Here is a 20,076-nt window from a genome sequence, read left to right on the forward strand (position 1 = left end):
TTGGTGGAGCTAGACGGGATCGAACCGTCGACCTCTTGCATGCCATGCAAGCGCTCTCCCAGCTGAGCTATAGCCCCACAAAAGTGGTACGCTTTAACCGGCGTTACGGTATTCACCAACCTTTCTGAGATAAAGGTTGGTGGAGCTAGACGGGATCGAACCGTCGACCTCTTGCATGCCATGCAAGCGCTCTCCCAGCTGAGCTATAGCCCCAATCCACAATCACAAAATCCTGTGAACGGGGCGCATAATATGAAACCCCTGAAACACTGTCAACGGCTAAATTGAATTACTCAGCCAAGCGCTGAAAAAGCCGCCAAATCAGCGCGTTTCACGCTAAAAAATCGCGTTTATGGGTAAAAATCAGCCGCAGCAAGCGCCGCATCACAAAAACCAAAAAACCTTATCCAATGTGTTGATTTTTAATTAACGGAATGTTAGCGATTTAGGCTTGAGTCACCCGCCCCACAGGCATAGACTGCCCCCGTCGTAAATTCCACAACTATAAACCGAGTCAGTTATGTCGTTGCATTCACCAAAAGAAATCGCTGCGCTAGCCATTCAGGCAGGCGTAAACAAAAGCCAGGCGTCACTCGCCAACCTGCTCATTCTGGGCTTTCTCGCCGGGGCCTTTATCGCGACCGGCTTCCTGCTGGACATCCACGTTATCGGCACCTTACCGGCCGAATGGGGCTCCTTCGGCGCATTGCTTGGCGCCGCTGTCTTCCCGATCGGGCTGATCCTGACCCTTCTTGCCGGTGGTGAGTTACTGACCGGTAATATGATGACATTACCGATAGCCTGGTTTGCTCGCCAGATTTCGTTTTTCGCCATTTTGCGCAACTGGTTCTGGGTCACGCTGGCCAACTTCGTCGGCAGCGTGGCTGTCGCCTATTTCTTTGGCCACCTGCTTGGCCTGACAGAGGGCGCATTCCTGCACAAAACCCTGTCCATCGCACAAGCCAAGGTCGATGCCGATTTCCTGCACGCATTCATTTCCGGCGTCGGCTGCAATTGGCTGGTGTGTTTGGCAGTATGGTTAGCCTTTGCCAGCAAAGACGTGCCGGGCAAAGTGATTGGCATGTGGTTCCCGGTGATGGCTTTTGTGGCTATTGGTTTTCAACACGTGGTGGCAAACATGTTTATAATCCCGGCCGCTATCTTTGCCGGTGGCATGAGCTGGGGCCAATATCTGCCCAACTTCACCGCCGTATTCCTCGGTAACGCATTGGGAGGTGCAGGCTTCGTCGGTTTGATGTACTTCCTCGCTTACCGCCCCGCCGTTCCTGCCAGCGAACAGGCCTGATCGGCGCAGATAAAAAAAAGCCCCGGGATAACTCCACGGGGCTTTTTTATTTACAGGCTCAGAAACGATCAGGCCTGGGCTTCACGTCCGGCGATGTAAGCCAGCGCCAGATCAATACGCTGCAGAGAACGTGCCTGACCAATAGCATGTACGGTAACATCCATACCCGGTGACTGGCCGGCACCCGTGACCGCTACGCGCAGCGGCATACCGACCTTGCCCATACCGACACCCAGCTCATCAGCCGTGCCCTGAATGGCGTCATGCACGTTTTCTGGCGTCCAGGTAGTGATAGCCGCCAATTTGGCACGTACGGCCTCCAGCGGCTGGCGTGCAACCGGACGCAGGTGTTTTTTGGCAGCGTCAGCATCGAACTCACTGAAGTCTTCGTAGAAGTAACGGCAAGACTCCGCCATTTCCTTCAGGGTTTTACAACGCTCGCCCAACAGCTTAACGATGTCTTTCAGCTCAGGGCCATTACGGGTTTCGATACCCTGTTGTTCCACGTGCCACGCCAGGTACACCGCCACTTCTTCAGCCGGCATATGGTTAATGTAATGGTGGTTCAGCCACTGCAGCTTCTCTGTATTGAAGGCACTGGCAGATTTGTTGATCGCTTCCAGAGTGAAATACTCTTTCATCTCATCAATAGAGAAGATTTCCTGGTCGCCATGGGACCAGCCCAAACGTACCAGGTAGTTCAGCAGCGCCTGCGGCAGATAGCCGTCGTCACGATACTGCATCACACCTACTGCCCCATGACGTTTAGACAGTTTTTTGCCGTCGTCGCCCAGGATCATCGAAACGTGCGCGTATTCGGGTACCGGTGCGCCCAGCGCTTTCAGAATGTTGATCTGGCGCGGGGTGTTGTTGATGTGGTCTTCACCGCGGATCACGTGGCTGATTTCCATATCCCAGTCGTCTACAACTACGCAGAAGTTGTAGGTCGGTGAACCGTCGGTACGACGGATGATCAGATCATCCAGTTCTTGGTTGCTGAATTCGATCGGGCCACGGATCTTGTCATCAAAGATGACCGAACCTTCCTGCGGGTTACGGAAACGTACCACGTGTGGCTCGTCATCTGTATGGCTGCACTGGCTGTCCCGGCAGTGACCGTCGTAACGCGGTTTTTCGCCGTTTTCCATTTGCTTTTCACGCAGCGCTTCCAGACGTTCCTTCGAGCAATAGCATTTATAGGCGGTACCCTGCACCAGCATGTCGTCAATTACCGCGTTATAGCGATCAAAACGCTTGGTCTGGAAGTACGGGCCTTCGTTCCAATCCAGGTTTAACCAGTTCATGCCATCCATAATTGCGTCGATCGCATCCTGGGTTGAACGTTCCAGGTCGGTATCTTCGATACGCAGAACGAACTCACCGCCCGCATGGCGAGTGAATAACCAGGAATAAAGCGCAGTACGGGCGCCACCGACGTGAAGATAGCCGGTTGGGCTCGGTGCAAAACGGGTTTTGATTTTCATTGGGTTCACTGCCTTATTACGCAACGCGTGTCAGCGGTTGCCGACGATTGCTCGGAATTTAAAAAAGTGGGCAACATTGTATCACCACGCGCTAATTCCTCAACGCCGACACGATATTGCTACGCCTGATTTCGCTCTCTCTGAAACGCGTTTCGCATAACAATGTGCAAAGAATCATCATTGCCGGTTATAAATATCGCATCCTGTTTAAATTTGCGGCGAACGATTGAAATCATTTTAAAAACCGTTGACTCACTTTCAACTATCCCTATAATGCGACTCCAACAAGACGGGGCGATTAGCTCAGTTGGTAGAGCATCTCCTTTACACGGAGGGGGTCGGCGGTTCGAGCCCGTCATCGCCCACCATCTTGTTGAGCAGTAAAGCAGTAAGAAATGAGAAGAATGAGGGTGATTAGCTCAGTTGGTAGAGCATCTCCTTTACACGGAGGGGGTCGGCGGTTCGAGCCCGTCATCACCCACCACTTCTGCGGGTCGTTAGCTCAGTTGGTAGAGCAGTTGACTTTTAATCAATTGGTCGCAGGTTCGAATCCCGCACGACCCACCAATACAGAAAAAAGCGCCTTTTGGCGCTTTTTTCGCATCTGTGCCTCACTCATTTCCCAAACACCTCTGTCTCAACGTGCACAGCGTCGTGCTGGAGGAGAACCTGCGTTCAGGTTCGAGCCGAGCGAAGCGAGACGACAACGCGCAGCGTTGCCCGCAGGGTGAGGCCAAAGGCCGAATCTATCCCGCACGACCCACCAATACAGAAAAAAAGCGCCTTTTGGCGCTTTTTTCGCATCTGTGCCCCACTCAATTTCCCAAACACCTCTGTCTCAACGTGCACAGCGTCGTGCTGGATGAGACAAAAGCGTTTACGCTTTTGAACAACGCTTGAGTTTGGTGACAACGTTGTCTTTACGTCCGAGATACCCGGGCCTAGCGCACCGAGGGGCCATTATGGGACACGTCCGTGTGTCCCACCCTTCGGGCCGACTGGAAGTCGTTCCCATTTGCTCCCGGCAAATGGGTCGGCGGGCAAGCCGCTACGACCCCTTTGGCACGCTCTCCCTAATAACGGGCTTTATCAGCAGTCTGAGGCGCTTTTTCGCATCTGTCGTTCGGCCCCCCATTACCTTTTCCCTCCTTGCTAAGCCCATGAAAAAAGCGCTGCAAGCAGCGCCCTATGGTCATAAATATAGACCCTAAATAATTCGAGTTGCAGGAAGGCGACAAGAGCGAGACAAATCGGCTTTAGCTGATTCGAACAACGCTTGCGTTGGCCCGCTAGGGTGAGCCTCAAAGAGGCTCATAATCACGATGAGCTTACTCAAGTCAGTGATTCGGGTGAACGCTTGCAGTTAACGCCCCTGCAGCTTGAAGTATGACGGGTATATCAGGCCGCCAGCGTCGCCCCGCCATCAATCACAATATCCTGCATGGTGATATGACCGGCACGATCGGAAGCCAGGAACAAAATCGCATCGGCGATTTCCTGCGGCTGAGCTATTTTCCCCAACGGAATGCCCAGTTTGAACTGTTCCGGGAAACCGTTAATCGTTTTCTGCTCACCCGTTTCGTCCTGCCACATACCACGCTGCATTGGCGTATTGGTTGAACCCGGCGAAACCAGGTTGCTGCGAACGCCATAAGGGGCCATTTCCAACCCTACGGTCTGGCACAGGCTACGCAATGCCGCCTTGGAGGCACAGTAGGCCGCCATGCCGACACGCGGCACATGGGCTGCGTTGGACGCCACACTGACAATCGCACCACGCCGTTGACGGCGGAACACCGGCAAGGCATGGCGGAACATATTGAATGCCCCACCCGCATTGACAGCCAGACAAGCCAGCCAATCTGCAGCGCTGGTTTCATCCGTCAGCCCCATACGCAGTATACCCGCCCCATTCACCAGCACGTCTAATTCACCCTGCTCAGCCAACAAACGTCCGCACACAAGATCGACTGCATCACTGTCGGCGATATCCAGTACTTCGGTACGGAAGGCATATTCCGGCTCGCCAAAGTGCTTATCAAAACCAATCACCTCGGCACCGGCCCGCATAAAGGCTAACGCCGTTTCCAAACCAATCCCGGCCCCTGCACCAGTGACCCAGACGCGTTTACCTGCAAAATCGCCCGGTTGCGCCATCAGGCTTTCCCCTCTGACAACAGCGCCCACCAGCCATCAATGCTCGGGTTCTTGGCCAGGGCGATAAAATCGATATCGCCACGGATTTTACGCCAGCGCGCGGCAAGCTCCATAATGCGCACCGAATCCAAACCGTAGTCGATCAGGTTTTCGTCGTCACCCATGTCCTCGCTGTCTTCGTCGAGGAAAGGCATGATTTGCTGACGCAGTGCCGCCTTACTGGCGATACCTGGCAACAGTTCGGCGGTCGTTACCACACGGCCACAACGGCCTGCGGTATAGCGCAACGCCATAAGATGCTCTTCACGAGAGAAGTCGGCCAGGCCGTCAGCCACCATAAACGGCTGAATATTGCGCATGAAGGCATCAATCGCCGTGGTCATACAACCGATATGCGCGTACACACCGCAGATAATCAACTGATCGCGGCCTGATTCCTGCAGAATGTCCTGCAATGGTGAGCGGTGGAAAGCACTGTAGCGCCACTTCACCAATACAGTATCGTCGTCTTCCGGCGCCAACGCGGCAACCACCGCCTGCTGTTCCGGATGTTTATTCAAACCCGGTCCCCACATGTCATTGAGCAAAGCGCGATCTTCATCGCTTTGCTGGTTCGGTTGGGCGGTATAGAACACCGGGATCCCCTGTGACTTGCAGTAACGGCGCAGGTTGGCAATGTTCTCCACCACCTGTTTGATCAACGGGCTGTCTTCGCCCCAGAAATTCAGAAAATACTGCTGCATGTCGTGGATCAGCAGTGCAGCGCGCTGCGGTTCCACCGCCCAGGTCACTTTGTTGGTTGGCAGCTCAGCCTGAGTCGGCAACGCGTAATCATTAAGTTTTGGAATGGCCATGACTTATTCTCCCTGGACCAGAGTCAGTTGTTGCGCTTCCAGGCGTTGGCGCAACAGTTTTTTATCCACTTTGCCAACCGGGGTGAGCGGCAGCGTATCAACCTGTATAAAACGGTCGGGTAATTTGAATTCGGCCACGCCCTCGGCGCGTAAATGGCGACGCAGCACGACCGGTTTCAGTGCCGTGGTGGCGATAATATAGGCGCAGCTTTTTTCGCCCATCAGCTCATCCGGCATCGATACCAGCGCCGCATTGATCACTTCCGGATGACGCAACAGCAGATTTTCGATTTCCTCGGCGGCGATCTTTTCCCCGCCGCGGTTGATCTGATCTTTCTGTCGCCCTTCAACCTTCACATAGCCGTCTTCAGTCAGGCTGATCAGATCGCCGGAACAGTAAAACCCGTCGAGATCAAAAGCCGCCGCGTTATGCTCCGGGCTTTGGTAATAACCGCGGAAGGTATAGGGCCCACGGGTCATGAGACGCCCGGTTTCCCCTACCGGCAGCGGGTTGCCATCATCATCGGCCACCCATAACTCGTCATCCGGTGACATTGGGCAGCCCTGGGTCGTCAGAATATGCCGGTCGTCATCATCCAGCCGGGTGTAATTCACCAGGCCTTCCGCCATACCGAACACCTGCTGTAACTGACAGCCGATTTCCGCAGGAATACGCGCCGCCAGCGTTTCCCCCAGCTTGGCACCGCCCACCTGCAGCAGCTTAAGGCTGGTCAGTTGTTGGCAACCGCCCCACTCTTCAATAGCCTGCAGCCACAGCGTCACCGCCGGCGGTACGAGCGCCGTCACATTAATCTGATGCTGTTCGATCAGTCGGAAGCATTGTCCGGCATCGGGATCGCTGGCAAACACCACCAACCCGGCACCATAGAAAACCCCCAGGACACCCGGCGAGCTCATTGGGTAGTTATGCGCAACCGGCAATGCGCACAGGTAGCGAGTATCCACGTCGAAATGACAGATCTCCACGCTACGGCGGATGCTGTAATAGTAATCATTGTGGGTGCGTGGAATGAGCTTTGGCGTCCCGGTGCTGCCACCAGACAGTTGGAAAAATGCCACCTGGTCTGCCGGGGTTGGCGCAGCAACAAAATCACCGCTGTCCTCTTCCAGCCAGGCTGACAGTGACAGTTCGCCCCCCTCCTGGCTACGCAACCCCACCACACGCAAGGAAGGATGCTCGGCACGGAACGCCGTCAGGAATTCGTCGTTACCAAACAGAGCATGCTGACGGTCGGCAATCAGTAATGCCGGTTTGATCTGCGCAGCATATGCATTTAGCTCGTTGCGTTGATGACTGAACAATGCGTTTACGGGCACAACACCCATTTTCAGCAACGCAAAAAACGTCACATAGAACTCGACCACGTTACCCAGCTGTACCAACGCGGTATCGCCGCTTTGCATGCCCCGGCGCTGAAGGGCGGCAGCCAGCCGATCGGAAAGCTGGTTAAGCTGGCGATAGCTCAGGCTACGTTGTGGGTCGATCAACGCGATGGCGTCATTTTTAGCCTGATGAGTGACGATGTCGGTCAATGGCCTATCGGTCCAATATCCGCGTTCACGATAACGACGGGCTAAATCATCAGGCCAGGGGGTAAAAGCAATACTCATGGGAATGTCTATCCTTGGTTCAGGCCAAACGCCCGCGAAATGGTACTGAGTTTGGTGCCGGTTTCATGCCATTCAGATTCCGGCGAAGAGTCTTGCACTATGCCGGCACCGGCAAACAGTCGCACCTGGTTGCCCTGCACCGTGCCGCAACGAATCGTGACCACCCACTCACCGTTACCTTCAGCATCACACCAGCCGACAATCCCGCCAAACAGGCCGCGATCAAAGGGTTCAAGTTGTTTAATCACCTGGTGTGCCAATGCCGTCGGCGTACCGCACAGCGCAGGCGTCGGGTGCAGCAGGCAGGCCAGCGAGAGCGCATTCTCCGCACGGCTGGTTGCCTCACCGTCGATCGGTGTGGACAGGTGCCACAGCGTGGTGGTGCTCAATAATTCTGGCGTGGTTGGGATATTCAGATAGCTGCAGCGTTCTGTAAGCACCTGCCGCATCCCTTCGGTGACAAACTGGTGCTCATAGCGATCTTTTTCTGATACCAACAGCTGTTGACTGATCTCGCGATCTCGCTGTGGATCGGCATGGCGTCGAGCGGATCCTGCCAATGGGTTAGAGAAAAATTGAGCGCCGGACTTACGTAGCAGAAGTTCTGGGCTAGCGCCCAGCAATGCCCCCTGCTCCAGCGGTACGTGGAAGTGGAAACCATGCGGGTTCTGGGCGATGATACGCGCCATCAACGCCTGGCGGTCCACCGGCTCACGCGTTTCAATCTCCAGCAGACGCGACAGGACCACTTTATCCAACTGGTCGCCTTTGGTCGCCTCTACCGCATCCGCCACCATTTGCATGAAGGGTTGCTGGGCAGGCACTTCTCTTTGCCGGGTAATCTCCGGCAAAGCGTCCTGTGGGGATGTCACGCTGGCCAAAAAGGCATCGCGTTCAAACCATTGGGTGCGCTGGGGAATAAACAGCGCTGAGGGTTGATGAGTGTCAAAAGGGATCGCACCGCACAAAACCGGGTTCTTAACTCCCGCCAGTTTGGCCTCGGCAAACGCATGCTGCACCGCCTGTTGGAATTCGCCATTCAATTGGTCGCCATCCAGGGCCGGCAGCGTGATTTTGGCGAAGCAGCCTTGCGTGCTCAGGCTACGGAAAGGAGAGGTAAAGAAAAAGCCGGAAGTCGGCGACACACCTGCGACAGGCTGTTCGCTGCCCTTGCTTTGTGGCTTCTTCTGCCCGGTACCCTTTGCTGTCACACTCATCGGTTCTCCCTTTCGTATCATTAACAATAACCTGTATAATAATGATTATCATTTGTATTGAATCGCGTTAAATTACCCTCGTGAATATGCTATGTCAATAAATGTAAACAGTTCTTCCAATCATAATCATGATATAAAACCAGCAGCTTTAATTATATAAATGATAAGTATTACTATTTAACGTCTGAGGAATGCTTTATGAAGAAGAATCTGCTCATCAGCCTGGCGCTATTTGGCATGATGGCTATCGGTGCAGCCCATGCCGCAGACGCTGGCTGGCCGCGTAAAATTGAAACGTCACACGGCGTGGTGACGCTCGCACAGCCCCCTGCCCGTATCGTTTCCACCAGCGTTACCGTTACCGGCACCCTGTTGGCGATCGACGCGCCGGTGGTCGCCAGTGGTGCCACTACGCCCGGCAGCCGTCTGGCTGATTCACAGGGCTTCTTCCACCAGTGGAGCGCTATTGCGGCGCAACGCGGCGTTAAACGCCTGTACATTGGTGAACCCAACGCCGAGGCCATCGCCGGTGAAGCCCCGGACCTGATCATTATTTCAGCAACCGGTGCCGATTCCGCCCTGCGCTTGTACGATCAACTCTCCGCCATTGCCCCGGTGTTGGTCGTCAATTACGACGACAAAAGCTGGCAGGCGTTGGCGACTCAATTGGGTCAGGCCACTGGGCACGAAGCCCAGGCACAAAAAGTCGTCAGTGATTTCGATGCCCGCGAGAAATCGCTGAAACAGCGTATGACCCTGCCGGAACAACCCGTCTCCGCCTTGGTATTCAGCGCCGACGGTAAGTCTGCCAATCTATGGACCGCTGAATCTTCCCAGGGCCAAATGCTCAAGCAGCTTGGTTTTACGCTGGCCGTCCCACCCGCCAAGCTGAACAACAGCCGCAGCATGGGAATGCGCAAAGACATTATTCAACTTAGTGGAGAGAACCTGGCGGAAGGCCTGAACGGCCAGACGCTGATGCTATTTGCCAACAACGACAGTGACGCGCAGCGGCTGATGGCGAATCCTTTCCTGGCTCATCTGCCGGCAGTGCAACACAAGCGGGTTTATGCTCTGGGGAATGATACTTTCCGACTGGATTATTACAGCGCCAGCAATCTGCTGACGCTGTTGGAAAAACAGTTTATTTCTCAGTAGATTCTGCGGCGGGCTGGAGATCATTTTCTTGCCCGCCACTGCCAACCTGACGCAAACCACGCATCGCGAAAGCCAGCACTACGCCGAGTACCGCAACACCAAAACCAAAGCTGGTTGATGTCATCGCCGGCAGCATAAACGCCCCCATCGCCCCCAACAGCAACGCACCCAGTGCATCCCCTACCACGTTTTGCGCCGTCCACAAGCCATTAATACGCCCAAGGAACGCATCTGGCGTCAGGTTCTGGATCAACCCATACTGCAACAGTGAGTTCAACGCACTCAGGTAACCGAAAACCACCAGGAAAAACAGCGCCAGGCCATACCACGGCATGAGACCGAACAGACCAATGGCAATAAAGGCGCCAATCGCCGTCATCAGCATCATCCAACCCGGACGTGCAACCTGGGCAACTCGCCCACTGGTGAAAGCCCCTATCGCCGCACCCAGTGGGACAGCAGAGTACATAAAGCCCAATTGTGCTGCGCTGACATGCCACATGCCGGACATGGCCGGATACAGTACTCGCACTGCACTGGCCATGGTCAGCAATGCGCCGATCAGCGCCACCATACCGATCACCCGGTTGCGGAACAGGAAGCCGAAACCGCCGGCGAGCGCACGCAGCGGGTGCTCACGCGGCTGCGGTGGCGGCAACAGCTGAGGCAGACGCAGTAAAGGGATCAACGTCAGCAAGGTACCAAACGCCGCCAAACCGTAGTTCCACGTCACACCGGCATTGGCGATCACCAAACCCCCGATCGCCGGAGAAAGGATTGAGCCAAAGCGGACGGTCAACATGCTGATAGCCCCGGCCTGCACGATATTTTCACGCCCTACCAGCGCGGGCGTTGCCGCCAACAGTGCCGTAACGCCGACCGCACCAAAGAAACCGTCCCAGACCGCCAACAGATAAATCAGCGTCAATGAAGGTGCTGGCAACGCGGCGTTCAGACACAGACCGATAAAACCAATGCCGCAAGTGGAGCGCGCAAACAAAATCAGACGGCGACGTTCGTAGCGATCGGCCAGTACACCGCCCATCAGCAACCCGGCAAACATGCCGCTACCTGCCAGCGTTACGGACAACCCGACCAACAACGTCGATCCGGTCAAGGCTTGAATCTGAACCGGGATCGCAATGGCCATCAATCCCAGTGCGAGAATGGAAATAAAGCGCGCACAGAATACGGCGCGAAAAGCGCCATTGGTCTTAAGCAGGCCAAAATCAAGCAAAATAGAGGGCTTACTCATCAGCTTTCTCACCACAACTAAAGAAAAGGGGCAGCGTCTATAGCCAAAATAATTGGTGTTGCATCAAGGCGGCAAGCGCGAGCATCCCCAGGGTGCTTACTCAAGTAAGCCACCAGGCCAGCGCTCGCAGCCAACACAGATGCAGCTTCAAGAATGAAGGGTATGTGCTGCAATAGCGAAGGAACTCATGGTACCATAGATGAAAACAATCAATAATGATAATAAATATCATTTATATTCAATTAAATAATGGATTGTTATGTTACGGATTACACGCCATTGCACACAGCCCGTTCCCACCTCTGGGGGGCGTCACCTTGGGGGCACTCCCCGTTCATTTCGCCGCAGGCTGTTTGGTCTGCTGATTGCTCTTTTCGCACTGTTGGTCATCATGCTGCTCAGCCTGTCGCTTGGCGCCAAGTCTATTCCCTTTGATACGGTCATCCAGGCGCTGAATGGGCAATGCAGCGGGGCGGATTGCACCATCATTACCAATGCCAGGCTGCCACGCACGCTGGTTGGCGTGTTGGCGGGTATCGCATTGGGTCTGTCTGGGGTACTGATGCAAACCCTCACCCGCAATCCGCTGGCCGATCCCGGTATTCTTGGCGTTAACGCCGGTGCAGGCTTTGCCGTAGTGCTGGGTATCACCTTCTTTGGTGCCGCCAACATCAGCCAATATCTGTGGTTCGCCTTTGCCGGTGCGATGTTTGCCGCGCTGCTTGTCGCACTGATCGGTGCTCTGGGTGGCAGCAGTTTGAACCCGGTGCGCCTGACGCTAGCCGGGGTCGCAATGGCGGCGGTGCTTGAGGGCCTGACCTCTGGGATTTCCCTGTTAAACCCGCTGGTGTTCGATCAGCTGCGTTTTTGGCAGGCCGGTTCTCTGGATATTCAAAATATGCAGGTGGTGCGTACCGTCGCCCTGCCGATCTTATTGGGTACGCTGATTACGCTGTGGATGAGTAAGTCGCTCAATAGCCTGAGCATGGGCAATGAATTGGCTACCGCACTGGGTACCGGCATTGTTCGTACCCAATTGTTGGGCCTGCTGGCGATTACCTTACTGTGCGGCGGTGCTACAGCTGCCGTCGGTCCGATTGCCTTTGTCGGCCTGATGATGCCGCATATTGCCCGTCGGTTGGCCGGTTCAGAGCTGCACTGGATGCTGCCCTGGACGCTGGTATTGACCCCTATCCTGCTGCTGAGCGCCGACCTCCTCGGTCGTTTCCTGGTTGCCGGTGAATTACGTGTCTCCATCGTCACCGCCCTGATTGGTGCACCGCTGCTGATCGTGCTGGTGCGTCAGCGCCATATGTTCAGGAGGCAGCGCTAATGTCGATGTCTGCAGCCCGTCGGATGGCTAACCACAAAATTCGCGCCTTGTCGCGTCCGACGCTGACCGCGATGTTGCTCATGTTGGCCGCTCTGGGGCTCGCCATTTACGCCTTGGGCTCTGGCGCACTGTCGCTGAGTGCCTCGCAGGTGATCGACGCCTTGCGCGGTGAAGGCCCGGCAAACCTGGCGGTGATCGTCACCCAATGGCGCTTGCCACGCGTGATGATGGCTCTGTTGCTGGGGGCGGCGCTCGGCCTCAGCGGGGCCATTTTCCAATCGATATTGCGCAACCCGCTCGGCAGCCCTGACGTAATTGGCTTTAACACCGGCGCCTACAGCGGCGTATTGGTAGCCATCGTATTGTTTAATGGAAGTGTCTTCGGCATCACCGCTGGAGCGTTGGCCGGTGGCTTACTCACCGCCGCGTTGATTTATTTGCTGGCGTGGCGAAATGGTGTCGAATCATTCCGTTTGATTATCGTTGGCATTGCGGTGCGTGCCCTGTTGGTCGCCGGTAATACCTGGCTTCTTATCAGCGCCTCGCTGGAATCAGCGATGTCTGCCGGGCTGTGGAACGCGGGCTCACTTAACGGCGTCAGCTGGGCGAAAAGCCTGCCCGTACTGGTCGTGATTGCACTGTGCTGCCTGCTGTTATTGACGCTGGCTCGCCGTATGCGGCTGCTGGAAATGGGGGATGACGCCGCCTGCGCGCTCGGTGTGTCAGTGGAACGTTCGCGCGTATTGCTGCTGCTGGTCGGGGTCGTCCTGACGGCGGCCGCCACCGCCGTGGCGGGGCCCATCTCCTTTATCGCACTGGTGGCACCGCAGATTGCGCGACGCCTGTGCGCCAACCGTAGCGTACTGCTGCTGACTGCTCTGACGGGCGCCCTGCTGCTGCTGCTCGCCGATGTCGCCGCACAACGCCTGTTTATGCCTTATCAGTTGCCGGTCGGTGTACTCACCGTCAGCCTGGGTGGCATTTACCTGATTTGGTTATTAATCCGTGAGTCACGAAAAAAATGAATGCTGATCCCTTGCAGACCGCGCCATTGCGCGCTGAACACCTGACGCTCGGTTATGACAAAAAAATCGTCGCAAGCGACCTTTCCGTCTCCATCCCGCACGGTGAACTGACGGTCATTATCGGGCCAAATGCCTGTGGCAAATCTACCTTGTTGCGCACCCTCAGCCGTCTGATCCAACCACAGGCAGGCGCGGTCTGGCTAAACGGCAAACAGATTAGCGAATATGCGACCAAAGAGGTGGCACGCCAACTGGGGTTGCTGCCGCAAAGCTCAACAGCGCCGGGCGACATTACCGTGTTTGATTTGGTGGCCCGAGGCCGCTATCCGCACCAGCGTCTGTTCAGTCGCTGGCGTGAGGAAGATCAACAGGCGGTGGAACAGGCCATGCGTTCGACCGGCGTTTTTGAGCTGTCCGAACAGCCGGTTGATACGCTTTCTGGCGGGCAACGCCAACGCGTGTGGATTGCGATGGTATTAGCGCAGCAAACACCGCTGTTGCTGCTGGATGAACCGACCACCTGGCTGGATATCACCCATCAGATAGATTTGCTGGAGCTCATGCGCCAGTTAAACCGTGAAAACGGTCATACGTTGGTGGTCGTGCTGCACGATCTTAACCATGCCTGCCGTTATGCCACGCATCTGATCGCCATGCGAGACGGCAAGGTCGTTGCCGAAGGTGCGCCTAAGGATATTGTGACGCCGGAACTGATCGAAAAGGTGTACGGCCTGCGCTGCATGATCATTGATGATCCGGTTTCACACACGCCGTTGGTGGTACCACTGGGTAAGTAATCGAGATTGTAGGGGCCCAGCATGCTGGGCCCGCGTTAATCGGGACGAATGTATTCATCCCCTACCATCACTGGGGATTACAACGCTCGAAGTATGCGGTTCAATAACGGCCCCAATACTTTGAATGAGGTGGGTGAAACGATATCTACGTGCGCACAATCGAGTTCATGCACCTGCAAGGTATCCACGTATTTCGCCCAGGTCTGCTGGACATCCATCCCTTCCTGCAAGGTCTGACGTGCAACAAACAGCGTCGCCTGCCCTTTGAAGTTCGCCGTATTGGTCGCAGAAAGCAGGCGAACCGAGTCGGCGTAGTTGGCTTCGATATTATCGAACATCGCCACACGGGTTTCACCCAATGCCGGATCAAGCGCATCCTCGGACACTGCCAGGAATTGCTGACGTTCGCGCTGAACTTCTTTTAGCACGTTGTCATCCAGCATCACGTCCCAGTTCTGCGTTTCCGGCGGGTAGGTATCCAGCAACCCAAGGAAGGCCACGTCTTCACCCCGCGCCTGCAACCTGGCTGCGATACCCTGCGCCAACGTGCCACCCAGCGAATAACCGATAAAGTGATACGGACCGTGCGGCTGCACCTGCAATACTTTCTCCAGATGCGCGTCGCACACCTGATCCATGTGCTCACTGAGCGCCAGCGGGCCGTCGGGGCGCGGTGACTGAATCCCCACCAGCGACCAATGCTGATCGATATAGCGCGGCAGTACGCTGAACTGCCAGGAGAATCCAGAGGCCGGATGCAGACAGAACAACGTCGGCCCCTCGGTGGTACGCAGTGGCAATATGCTGTCAAAACCCGTCTGGTCCGCTTCTTCCTGCGTGCGCTCTTGCGCCAGCAACTGCGCCAGTTGTTCCACGCGAGAAGCGACCATCACCTGCCCGACAGACACCGCCTTGCCCAGATCACGACGCAGTTCCGCCGCCAGGCGCATCGCCAGCAGCGAGTGCCCGCCGAGAGCGAAGAAATCGTCGTCGGCAAAGACAGTTTCACGCTGCAGCAACCGGGCGAACACGGTGGCGATTGCCGTTTCCAGCCCCGCTGCAGGTTCACGCCCTGCGGCTCTGACGCCGCTTTGCGGTTGTGGTAAAGCTTTACGATCCAGCTTGCCGTTGGCACTCAGCGGCAGAGACGCCATCTCAACCAACGCTACCGGCACCATATGTGGCGGCAGACGATCGGCCAGCGCAGCACGCAGCGCGTCCAGATCAAGACGTACGTCCGGCTGCGCCACCAAATACCCCACCAGTTGGCGGGCATCGCCGCCGGCAGGATCGGTTGGCGTATTATTCAGCACCAGCGCATGCGTAACCGCCTGCTTGATGCCCGGCAACGACAGCAGCGCATGATCGATTTCACTCAGTTCGATGCGCTGACCACGAATTTTTAATTGATCGTCACTACGGCCAAGGTATTCGACCTCGCCGCCTGGCAACCAGCGGGCAACGTCGCCCGTACGGTACATTCGGCCACCCTTACCCTCAGGATCGGCCACAAAGCGGCTGGCGGTCAGCTCCGGTCGCCCCAAATACCCCTGTGCCAGCTGTACACCGGTAAGATACAAGTCGCCAGCAACACCCGGCGGCACCGGACGCAGACGGGCGTCAAGGATGCGCAACCCGGTATTCCACACCGGCAAACCGATCGGCACGTTAGCCCCCGTGACAGCGGCCAACGCCTCGCCCCAAGCCGGGTGCCAACTGACATCCACAGCGGCTTCGGTCGGACCATACAGGTTGTGCAATGGGACACCGGTGCGGCTTTGCCATAAGCGACACAGCTCGGCAGGCAGTGCTTCGCCGCTGCAGAACACCTGTCGTAATGGTGCGCAGCAGGCCACCGCTTGTCGGCTATCCAGCGCCCCCACAAAGGCCGCCAGCATCGAAGGCACAAAGTGCATGGTGGTCACCCGATACCGGTCAATCAATTGCAGCAGCTGTTCCGGATCGCGATGCGCCTCCGGCGGTGCCATCACCAATTGCGCCCCCACCATCAGCGGCCAGAAAAACTCCCACACCGAAACATCAAAGCTGCAAGGGGTTTTCTGCAACACCACGTCGCCCGCAGCCATCGGATACTGATGCTGCATCCACAACAAACGGTTGACGATCGCCTGGTGCCCCACCAGCACACCTTTTGGCCGCCCGGTCGAACCCGAGGTAAAGATAATGTAGGCCGGATGATGTGGCGTAGGCCCGTGGAGCACAGCATCCGCTGCACTGTCAGCCGCCAGCGGTGCGTCATACAGGAAAATATCGCCCTTGCCAGCAAAACGCGCTTGCTGGCCAGGTTCGGTGATGATCAGGCGTGGGGAGGCGTCCTCCAGCATCATGCTGAGGCGTTCGTCAGGATAACCGGTGTCCAGCGGTAAATAAGCCGCGCCAGCCTCAACAATGGCCATTAATGCCAACGACAGGAACACGGAACGCGGCAACGCGACGGCGACGATATCCCCAGGCTGTACGCCCTGAGCGGTCAATTGGCGCGCCAACGCCATAACCTGTTCACGCGTTTCCCGATAGCTGAACTGGTATTGCGCATCAGCCAGTGCCGGGGCATCCGGGGTTTTCAGCGCCTGGTCTGCCAACAGGTCTGTCAGCGTTTGCGGTGCCACCGGATGCGCAGTGTCGTTAACCCTGGCCAGCAGCTCATGATCTTGCTCGGTAAGCAAATCGGCTTCGCTAATCGGCATCTGGGGCTGTGCGGCAAACTGACGCAACAATAACGGCAAACGCTGTAAATGCGCAGCCAACTCATCACGCTGATAGCGCTCGGCATTGGCCAGCAAATCAACCTTCAGCGTACCGGACTCATCCAGGTACAGCGCTACCTCCAGATCCCGAACGGGCCCTGATGCCAATTCATGGGTAATACCGTCAATACCGCCAAAGTCCAACTGGAAGTCGAACATTTTAAAGTTGAAAACCGTGCCGTACAGCGGCTGAGCATCGCCAATCCGCCCCAGATCCCGTTGTACCTGTTCCGCCTCATAGCGCTGATGGCGACGGACGATTTTCAGCTCGCGGCCAATATTGCCGGCAACGTCGCTCAAGGTCGCCTGCGGCTCGAGGTGCATTTCGATCGGCAATACGTTAATCACCGGGCCGTTGGCACACAACGCCGCCGAACCGGTACGGCGCATAAAGATGAAACCGGCGCTGAAACTGGCGTGGCCACTCAGACGAGACACCCATAACGCCACCAGTGCCAGCGCCATATCTGCCACGCTAAATTGCTGCTGACCGGCGTTCACCAGTTGGCTAAAGTCCTGCTGGTCGCACAGTTGCGACAACCGATGAATACGGGTGGTCGGCGTCTGTCCAGCCAAGGGTTGCGGGCAAAGGGTTGCCGGTGCCGGCAACTGTTGTGCCTTATTGAGCCAAAACGCGGCGTCGCGTTGGCTCGTAGCCGACTGCGCATAGCGCTGATACTCCTCGACCACCTCACTAAATGCGCTAAACGGCGTCGGATCCGGCTGTTCATTACGTAACATCCGGGTATAAATATGGGCAATTCTGCGGGCAATAGCAGTGAAACTGAAGCCATCAACCAGAATATGGTGATAACGCTGATACCAGAACCAACGTCGTTCCGACAGACGAATCAAGATATGCCGATACAGCGCATTGCCGCTGCCGATACGTAAATCACCGGACATATCCAGTTGCATGACAGCGCGTGCCGCCGCCGCGGCATCAGGAGAATCGCTGAGATCAAGATATTCTACCGGCAGGATCGCGAGTGACGGATCATGCCATTGCACAGGAACCCCATCACGCTCGTCAAAGCGGTACTGCAGGGTATCCACTTCGGACAAGCCCTGTGCAATCGCCTGCATCAAACGATCCTGATCCAACGCGCCATTGAGTTCGATGTAGTGGGAAACCGCATACGCATTGGCATGCGGTGAAATTTGATCGGCAACCCAAATTCCAGGTTGCGCGGCGACCAACGGCAGCTCAGTGGCGAGCTGCTGTTCGGCCGATAACAAAGTGCTGTCTGACAAGGTACTGACTCCTGTTTTCGGTATTGACGCCATCACGCCTTACGCAGTGATGCGGGCCGTATATCCTGCCAATGCTGTTCCAGCCAGTTCACGCATTGTGACCGTGCTGCCGGGCCGAATACCGGCGTCCACCCCGCCGGTACTGCGCTAAAATCAGGCCACAGGCTGCATTGCTGCTCGTCATTGCGCACAATCAGGCAGATTTGTTGTTCGTCATCGAACGGGTTCAGAGTTTCCATCGCGGACTCCTTGGGCAGAAAAAGTTAACTTGGCCGCAGACGCAGGGTACTGATCTGCCCACAACGCCTGTAGTCCATCGATCAAACCGCCACGCCAACAGAGGTAGTCATGCCCACCCGCCACCGTCCGGTATTGCACCCGGTGACCGGCATCACGCAACAAATCTGCCATTCGGTCATTCACCCGGTGCGCGACTTTTTCGTGCACGCCGGCTTCCATAAACACGTTCAATTTACCTTTACCAACGCCCTGCTCGACTTGACGCAGCAACCAACCCGCATCGGCCGGTATCGCTTCGCGCTGGTACATATCACGTCGTGGCCACCAGAAAGAGCCTGACTGGCTGATCACCCCGCCGAAGCACTGTGGCCAGTGCAACCCGGCGTACAGTGAAGATAAACCACCGAAACTTTGGCCACACACCAGGGTGCGGGCCGGATCGCGGCTGTGCGGTGCCCATTCGGCAACCTGCGGCAACAGTTCCTCTTGCACCGCCAGCCAGAAATCTTCATTGCAGGCCAGCTCCTGAGTACGGTGCTTGAGATCGATAATGTCGATCAGTAAATAAACCGCTTCCGGCAGTGTGCCTTCTCGGGTTAACTGCATCAGCGGATCCCAGACGGGCATATTGCTCGACCAAAACTGGCCATCCAATAAGACCGCCAACGGGCGCTGCCCCGGATTGCTGTCGCCAGTGGTATACACCCAGACATTACGGGTGTTGCCCAACCGCTTGCTGTGCCAAGGGTGGCGCTGCAATCTCGCCGGCGGTGCTGGCGTACAACGTCCGCTGGCGACCGCATAGCGATCAAAATCCTGCCAGGCGGGTTGCGGCGGCGCTTCCGGCATATGCAAACCCGACAGTACATTGCCGCTGACACCGGCCCAAGAACGGTGAGGATTAAGCAGGTCTTGCGTCGCGCCGGCAAACACCTGATGCCACCAGTGACGAATCGAATGCATATTTGCATGCGCATCGTCATCACTGTGTTCCAAAGGGCGGTCGTCCATACAGGGGATAAAACAGTAGCTGCCACGCCAGTCGGCGCTAAGTTCCGTTTGCCAGTACCAGACGTCGGTGCCTTCTAATCGTTGCAGGCTCTGCGGCGGCGATGATTGATGGTGGTCGGTCAGGCAATTGATGTGGATCCAGACGCGTTGATAGGCTGAAGTGAGCTCACATCCCTGAGGATCACGCCATAAAAATGTGACCTTCCCTCGCCCATCCCCTTGCAGCTCCACCAGCGGCGTGCCGCGTTTGGCGATATTCAGCCACCATCCATGGCGCCCGGCGTGCTTGCTCGATAATAATCTGCTGCTTTCTGACTCGGATTTTGTTTTCAAAACGCCTATTCACTATTTAGCTGGCAGCTTCAGGAAAGCCGGTAAATTCGCGGCGCGAGGCGCTGCCCAAGAAAACGGTAAACCGAATACTATTGATAATTATTTGCGTTTGCAATAGTGTGTGTAGGCTCGCAAACAGGGCAGGTATTCTTCAACAGGGATGGATACCGGATTTTAGCGCTGAATCCGATGCTGTTGCCGTTGCGTCTCGGCCAGTTGGATTTTTATTTTCGAAAACACAAAAACTACAAC

The 20,076-nt window shown here is 56.2% G+C and carries 14 protein-coding genes, 5 tRNA genes and 1 other RNA gene; 9 read left to right on the plus strand and 11 right to left on the minus strand.

Annotation, left to right across the window (positions count from 1 at the left end; genetic code table 11):
- Nucleotide 1: 1 nt before the first annotated feature.
- Together AC2FCQ_RS06585 and AC2FCQ_RS06590 are read right to left on the minus strand one after the other, a co-directional pair.
- A tRNA-Ala gene (locus AC2FCQ_RS06585) sits at nucleotides 2-77 on the minus strand.
- Between the two features lie 60 nt (nucleotides 78-137).
- Nucleotides 138-213: transfer RNA gene (locus tag AC2FCQ_RS06590), tRNA-Ala, on the minus strand.
- Between the two features lie 307 nt (nucleotides 214-520).
- On the opposite strand from AC2FCQ_RS06590, the gene AC2FCQ_RS06595 reads away from it, so the two are divergent.
- On the plus strand, nucleotides 521-1,306 hold the full coding sequence (locus tag AC2FCQ_RS06595) for a formate/nitrite transporter family protein (RefSeq protein ID WP_404759183.1): 786 nt from the start codon (nucleotides 521-523) through the stop codon (nucleotides 1,304-1,306).
- Nucleotides 1,307-1,374: 68 nt separating this feature from the next.
- On the opposite strand, the gene gltX is transcribed toward AC2FCQ_RS06595, so the two are convergent.
- Nucleotides 1,375-2,790, minus strand: a complete 1,416-nt coding sequence (gene gltX, locus AC2FCQ_RS06600) for a glutamate--tRNA ligase (RefSeq protein WP_209638724.1) — start codon at nucleotides 2,788-2,790, stop codon at nucleotides 1,375-1,377.
- Between the two features lie 292 nt (nucleotides 2,791-3,082).
- On the opposite strand from gltX, the gene AC2FCQ_RS06605 reads away from it, so the two are divergent.
- The 4 genes from AC2FCQ_RS06605 (at nucleotide 3,083) to AC2FCQ_RS06620 (ending at nucleotide 3,556) form a co-directional block, all read left to right on the plus strand.
- Nucleotides 3,083-3,158: transfer RNA gene (locus AC2FCQ_RS06605), tRNA-Val, on the plus strand.
- 40 nt (nucleotides 3,159-3,198) lie between these two features.
- Nucleotides 3,199-3,274 (plus strand) — tRNA-Val (locus AC2FCQ_RS06610).
- 7 nt (nucleotides 3,275-3,281) lie between these two features.
- Nucleotides 3,282-3,357, plus strand: a tRNA-Lys gene (locus AC2FCQ_RS06615).
- 73 nt (nucleotides 3,358-3,430) lie between these two features.
- Nucleotides 3,431-3,556: non-coding RNA, RtT sRNA (locus tag AC2FCQ_RS06620), on the plus strand.
- 632 nt (nucleotides 3,557-4,188) lie between these two features.
- Here AC2FCQ_RS06620 and dhbA read toward each other — a convergent pair.
- From dhbA to AC2FCQ_RS06640, 4 genes are read right to left on the minus strand one after another with little or no spacing between them, the layout of a single operon-like run.
- Nucleotides 4,189-4,947: a 2,3-dihydro-2,3-dihydroxybenzoate dehydrogenase gene (gene dhbA, locus AC2FCQ_RS06625; protein WP_209638722.1), complete on the minus strand. Its 759-nt coding sequence runs from the start codon at nucleotides 4,945-4,947 to the stop codon at nucleotides 4,189-4,191.
- Entirely contained in the window at nucleotides 4,947-5,801 is an 855-nt protein-coding gene (locus tag AC2FCQ_RS06630; protein WP_209638720.1) for an isochorismatase, read from the minus strand. The genes dhbA and AC2FCQ_RS06630 overlap by 1 nt, the downstream gene beginning before the upstream one ends.
- A 3-nt stretch (nucleotides 5,802-5,804) precedes the next feature.
- Entirely contained in the window at nucleotides 5,805-7,433 is a 1,629-nt protein-coding gene (locus AC2FCQ_RS06635; RefSeq protein WP_490309063.1) for a (2,3-dihydroxybenzoyl)adenylate synthase, read from the minus strand.
- An 8-nt stretch (nucleotides 7,434-7,441) separates the two neighbouring features.
- On the minus strand, nucleotides 7,442-8,650 hold the full coding sequence (locus AC2FCQ_RS06640) for an isochorismate synthase (RefSeq protein WP_490309062.1): 1,209 nt from the start codon (nucleotides 8,648-8,650) through the stop codon (nucleotides 7,442-7,444).
- 198 nt (nucleotides 8,651-8,848) lie between these two features.
- Here AC2FCQ_RS06640 and fepB point away from each other — a divergent pair, with 198 nt between their 5' ends.
- Complete coding sequence (gene fepB, locus AC2FCQ_RS06645; protein WP_209638714.1) at nucleotides 8,849-9,808, plus strand: Fe2+-enterobactin ABC transporter substrate-binding protein; 960 nt, start codon at nucleotides 8,849-8,851, stop codon at nucleotides 9,806-9,808.
- On the opposite strand, the gene entS is transcribed toward fepB, so the two are convergent.
- The gene (gene entS / locus AC2FCQ_RS06650; protein WP_209638712.1) at nucleotides 9,795-11,063 is read right to left on the minus strand and encodes an enterobactin transporter EntS; all 1,269 of its coding nucleotides are present in this window, start codon (nucleotides 11,061-11,063) and stop codon (nucleotides 9,795-9,797) included. The genes fepB and entS overlap by 14 nt on opposite strands.
- 259 nt (nucleotides 11,064-11,322) lie before the next feature.
- Here entS and fepD point away from each other — a divergent pair, with 259 nt between their 5' ends.
- From fepD to AC2FCQ_RS06665, 3 genes are read left to right on the plus strand one after another with little or no spacing between them, the layout of a single operon-like run.
- Nucleotides 11,323-12,396, plus strand: a complete 1,074-nt coding sequence (gene fepD / locus AC2FCQ_RS06655) for a Fe(3+)-siderophore ABC transporter permease (RefSeq protein WP_209638710.1) — start codon at nucleotides 11,323-11,325, stop codon at nucleotides 12,394-12,396.
- Nucleotides 12,396-13,421 carry an iron-enterobactin ABC transporter permease gene (fepG, locus tag AC2FCQ_RS06660; protein WP_265555517.1) on the plus strand — a complete coding sequence of 342 codons (1,026 nt, stop codon included), beginning with the start codon at nucleotides 12,396-12,398 and terminating at the stop codon, nucleotides 13,419-13,421. Before fepD ends, fepG begins: the two co-directional genes overlap by 1 nt.
- A complete protein-coding gene (locus tag AC2FCQ_RS06665) occupies nucleotides 13,418-14,218 on the plus strand; it encodes an ATP-binding cassette domain-containing protein (protein WP_209638706.1) in 801 nt (266 codons plus the stop codon). The genes fepG and AC2FCQ_RS06665 overlap by 4 nt, the downstream gene beginning before the upstream one ends.
- 77 nt (nucleotides 14,219-14,295) lie before the next feature.
- On the opposite strand, the gene AC2FCQ_RS06670 is transcribed toward AC2FCQ_RS06665, so the two are convergent.
- Genes AC2FCQ_RS06670 through fes form a run of 3 tightly spaced genes read right to left on the minus strand, consistent with a single transcriptional unit; the run spans nucleotide 14,296 to nucleotide 19,824 of the window.
- Nucleotides 14,296-18,240, minus strand: coding sequence for an enterobactin synthase subunit F (locus AC2FCQ_RS06670; RefSeq protein WP_490309060.1), 3,945 nt, complete (start codon nucleotides 18,238-18,240; stop codon nucleotides 14,296-14,298).
- Between the two features lie 32 nt (nucleotides 18,241-18,272).
- The gene (locus AC2FCQ_RS06675; RefSeq protein ID WP_209638701.1) at nucleotides 18,273-18,479 is read right to left on the minus strand and encodes an MbtH family protein; all 207 of its coding nucleotides are present in this window, start codon (nucleotides 18,477-18,479) and stop codon (nucleotides 18,273-18,275) included.
- Nucleotides 18,454-19,824 (minus strand): enterochelin esterase, encoded by a 1,371-nt coding sequence (gene fes, locus AC2FCQ_RS06680; protein ID WP_209638699.1) that lies wholly within the window; start codon nucleotides 19,822-19,824, stop codon nucleotides 18,454-18,456. Before fes ends, AC2FCQ_RS06675 begins: the two co-directional genes overlap by 26 nt.
- Nucleotides 19,825-20,076 lie beyond the last annotated feature (252 nt).

Source organism: Serratia sp. CoH_134_PS_4 (assembly GCF_058190535.1).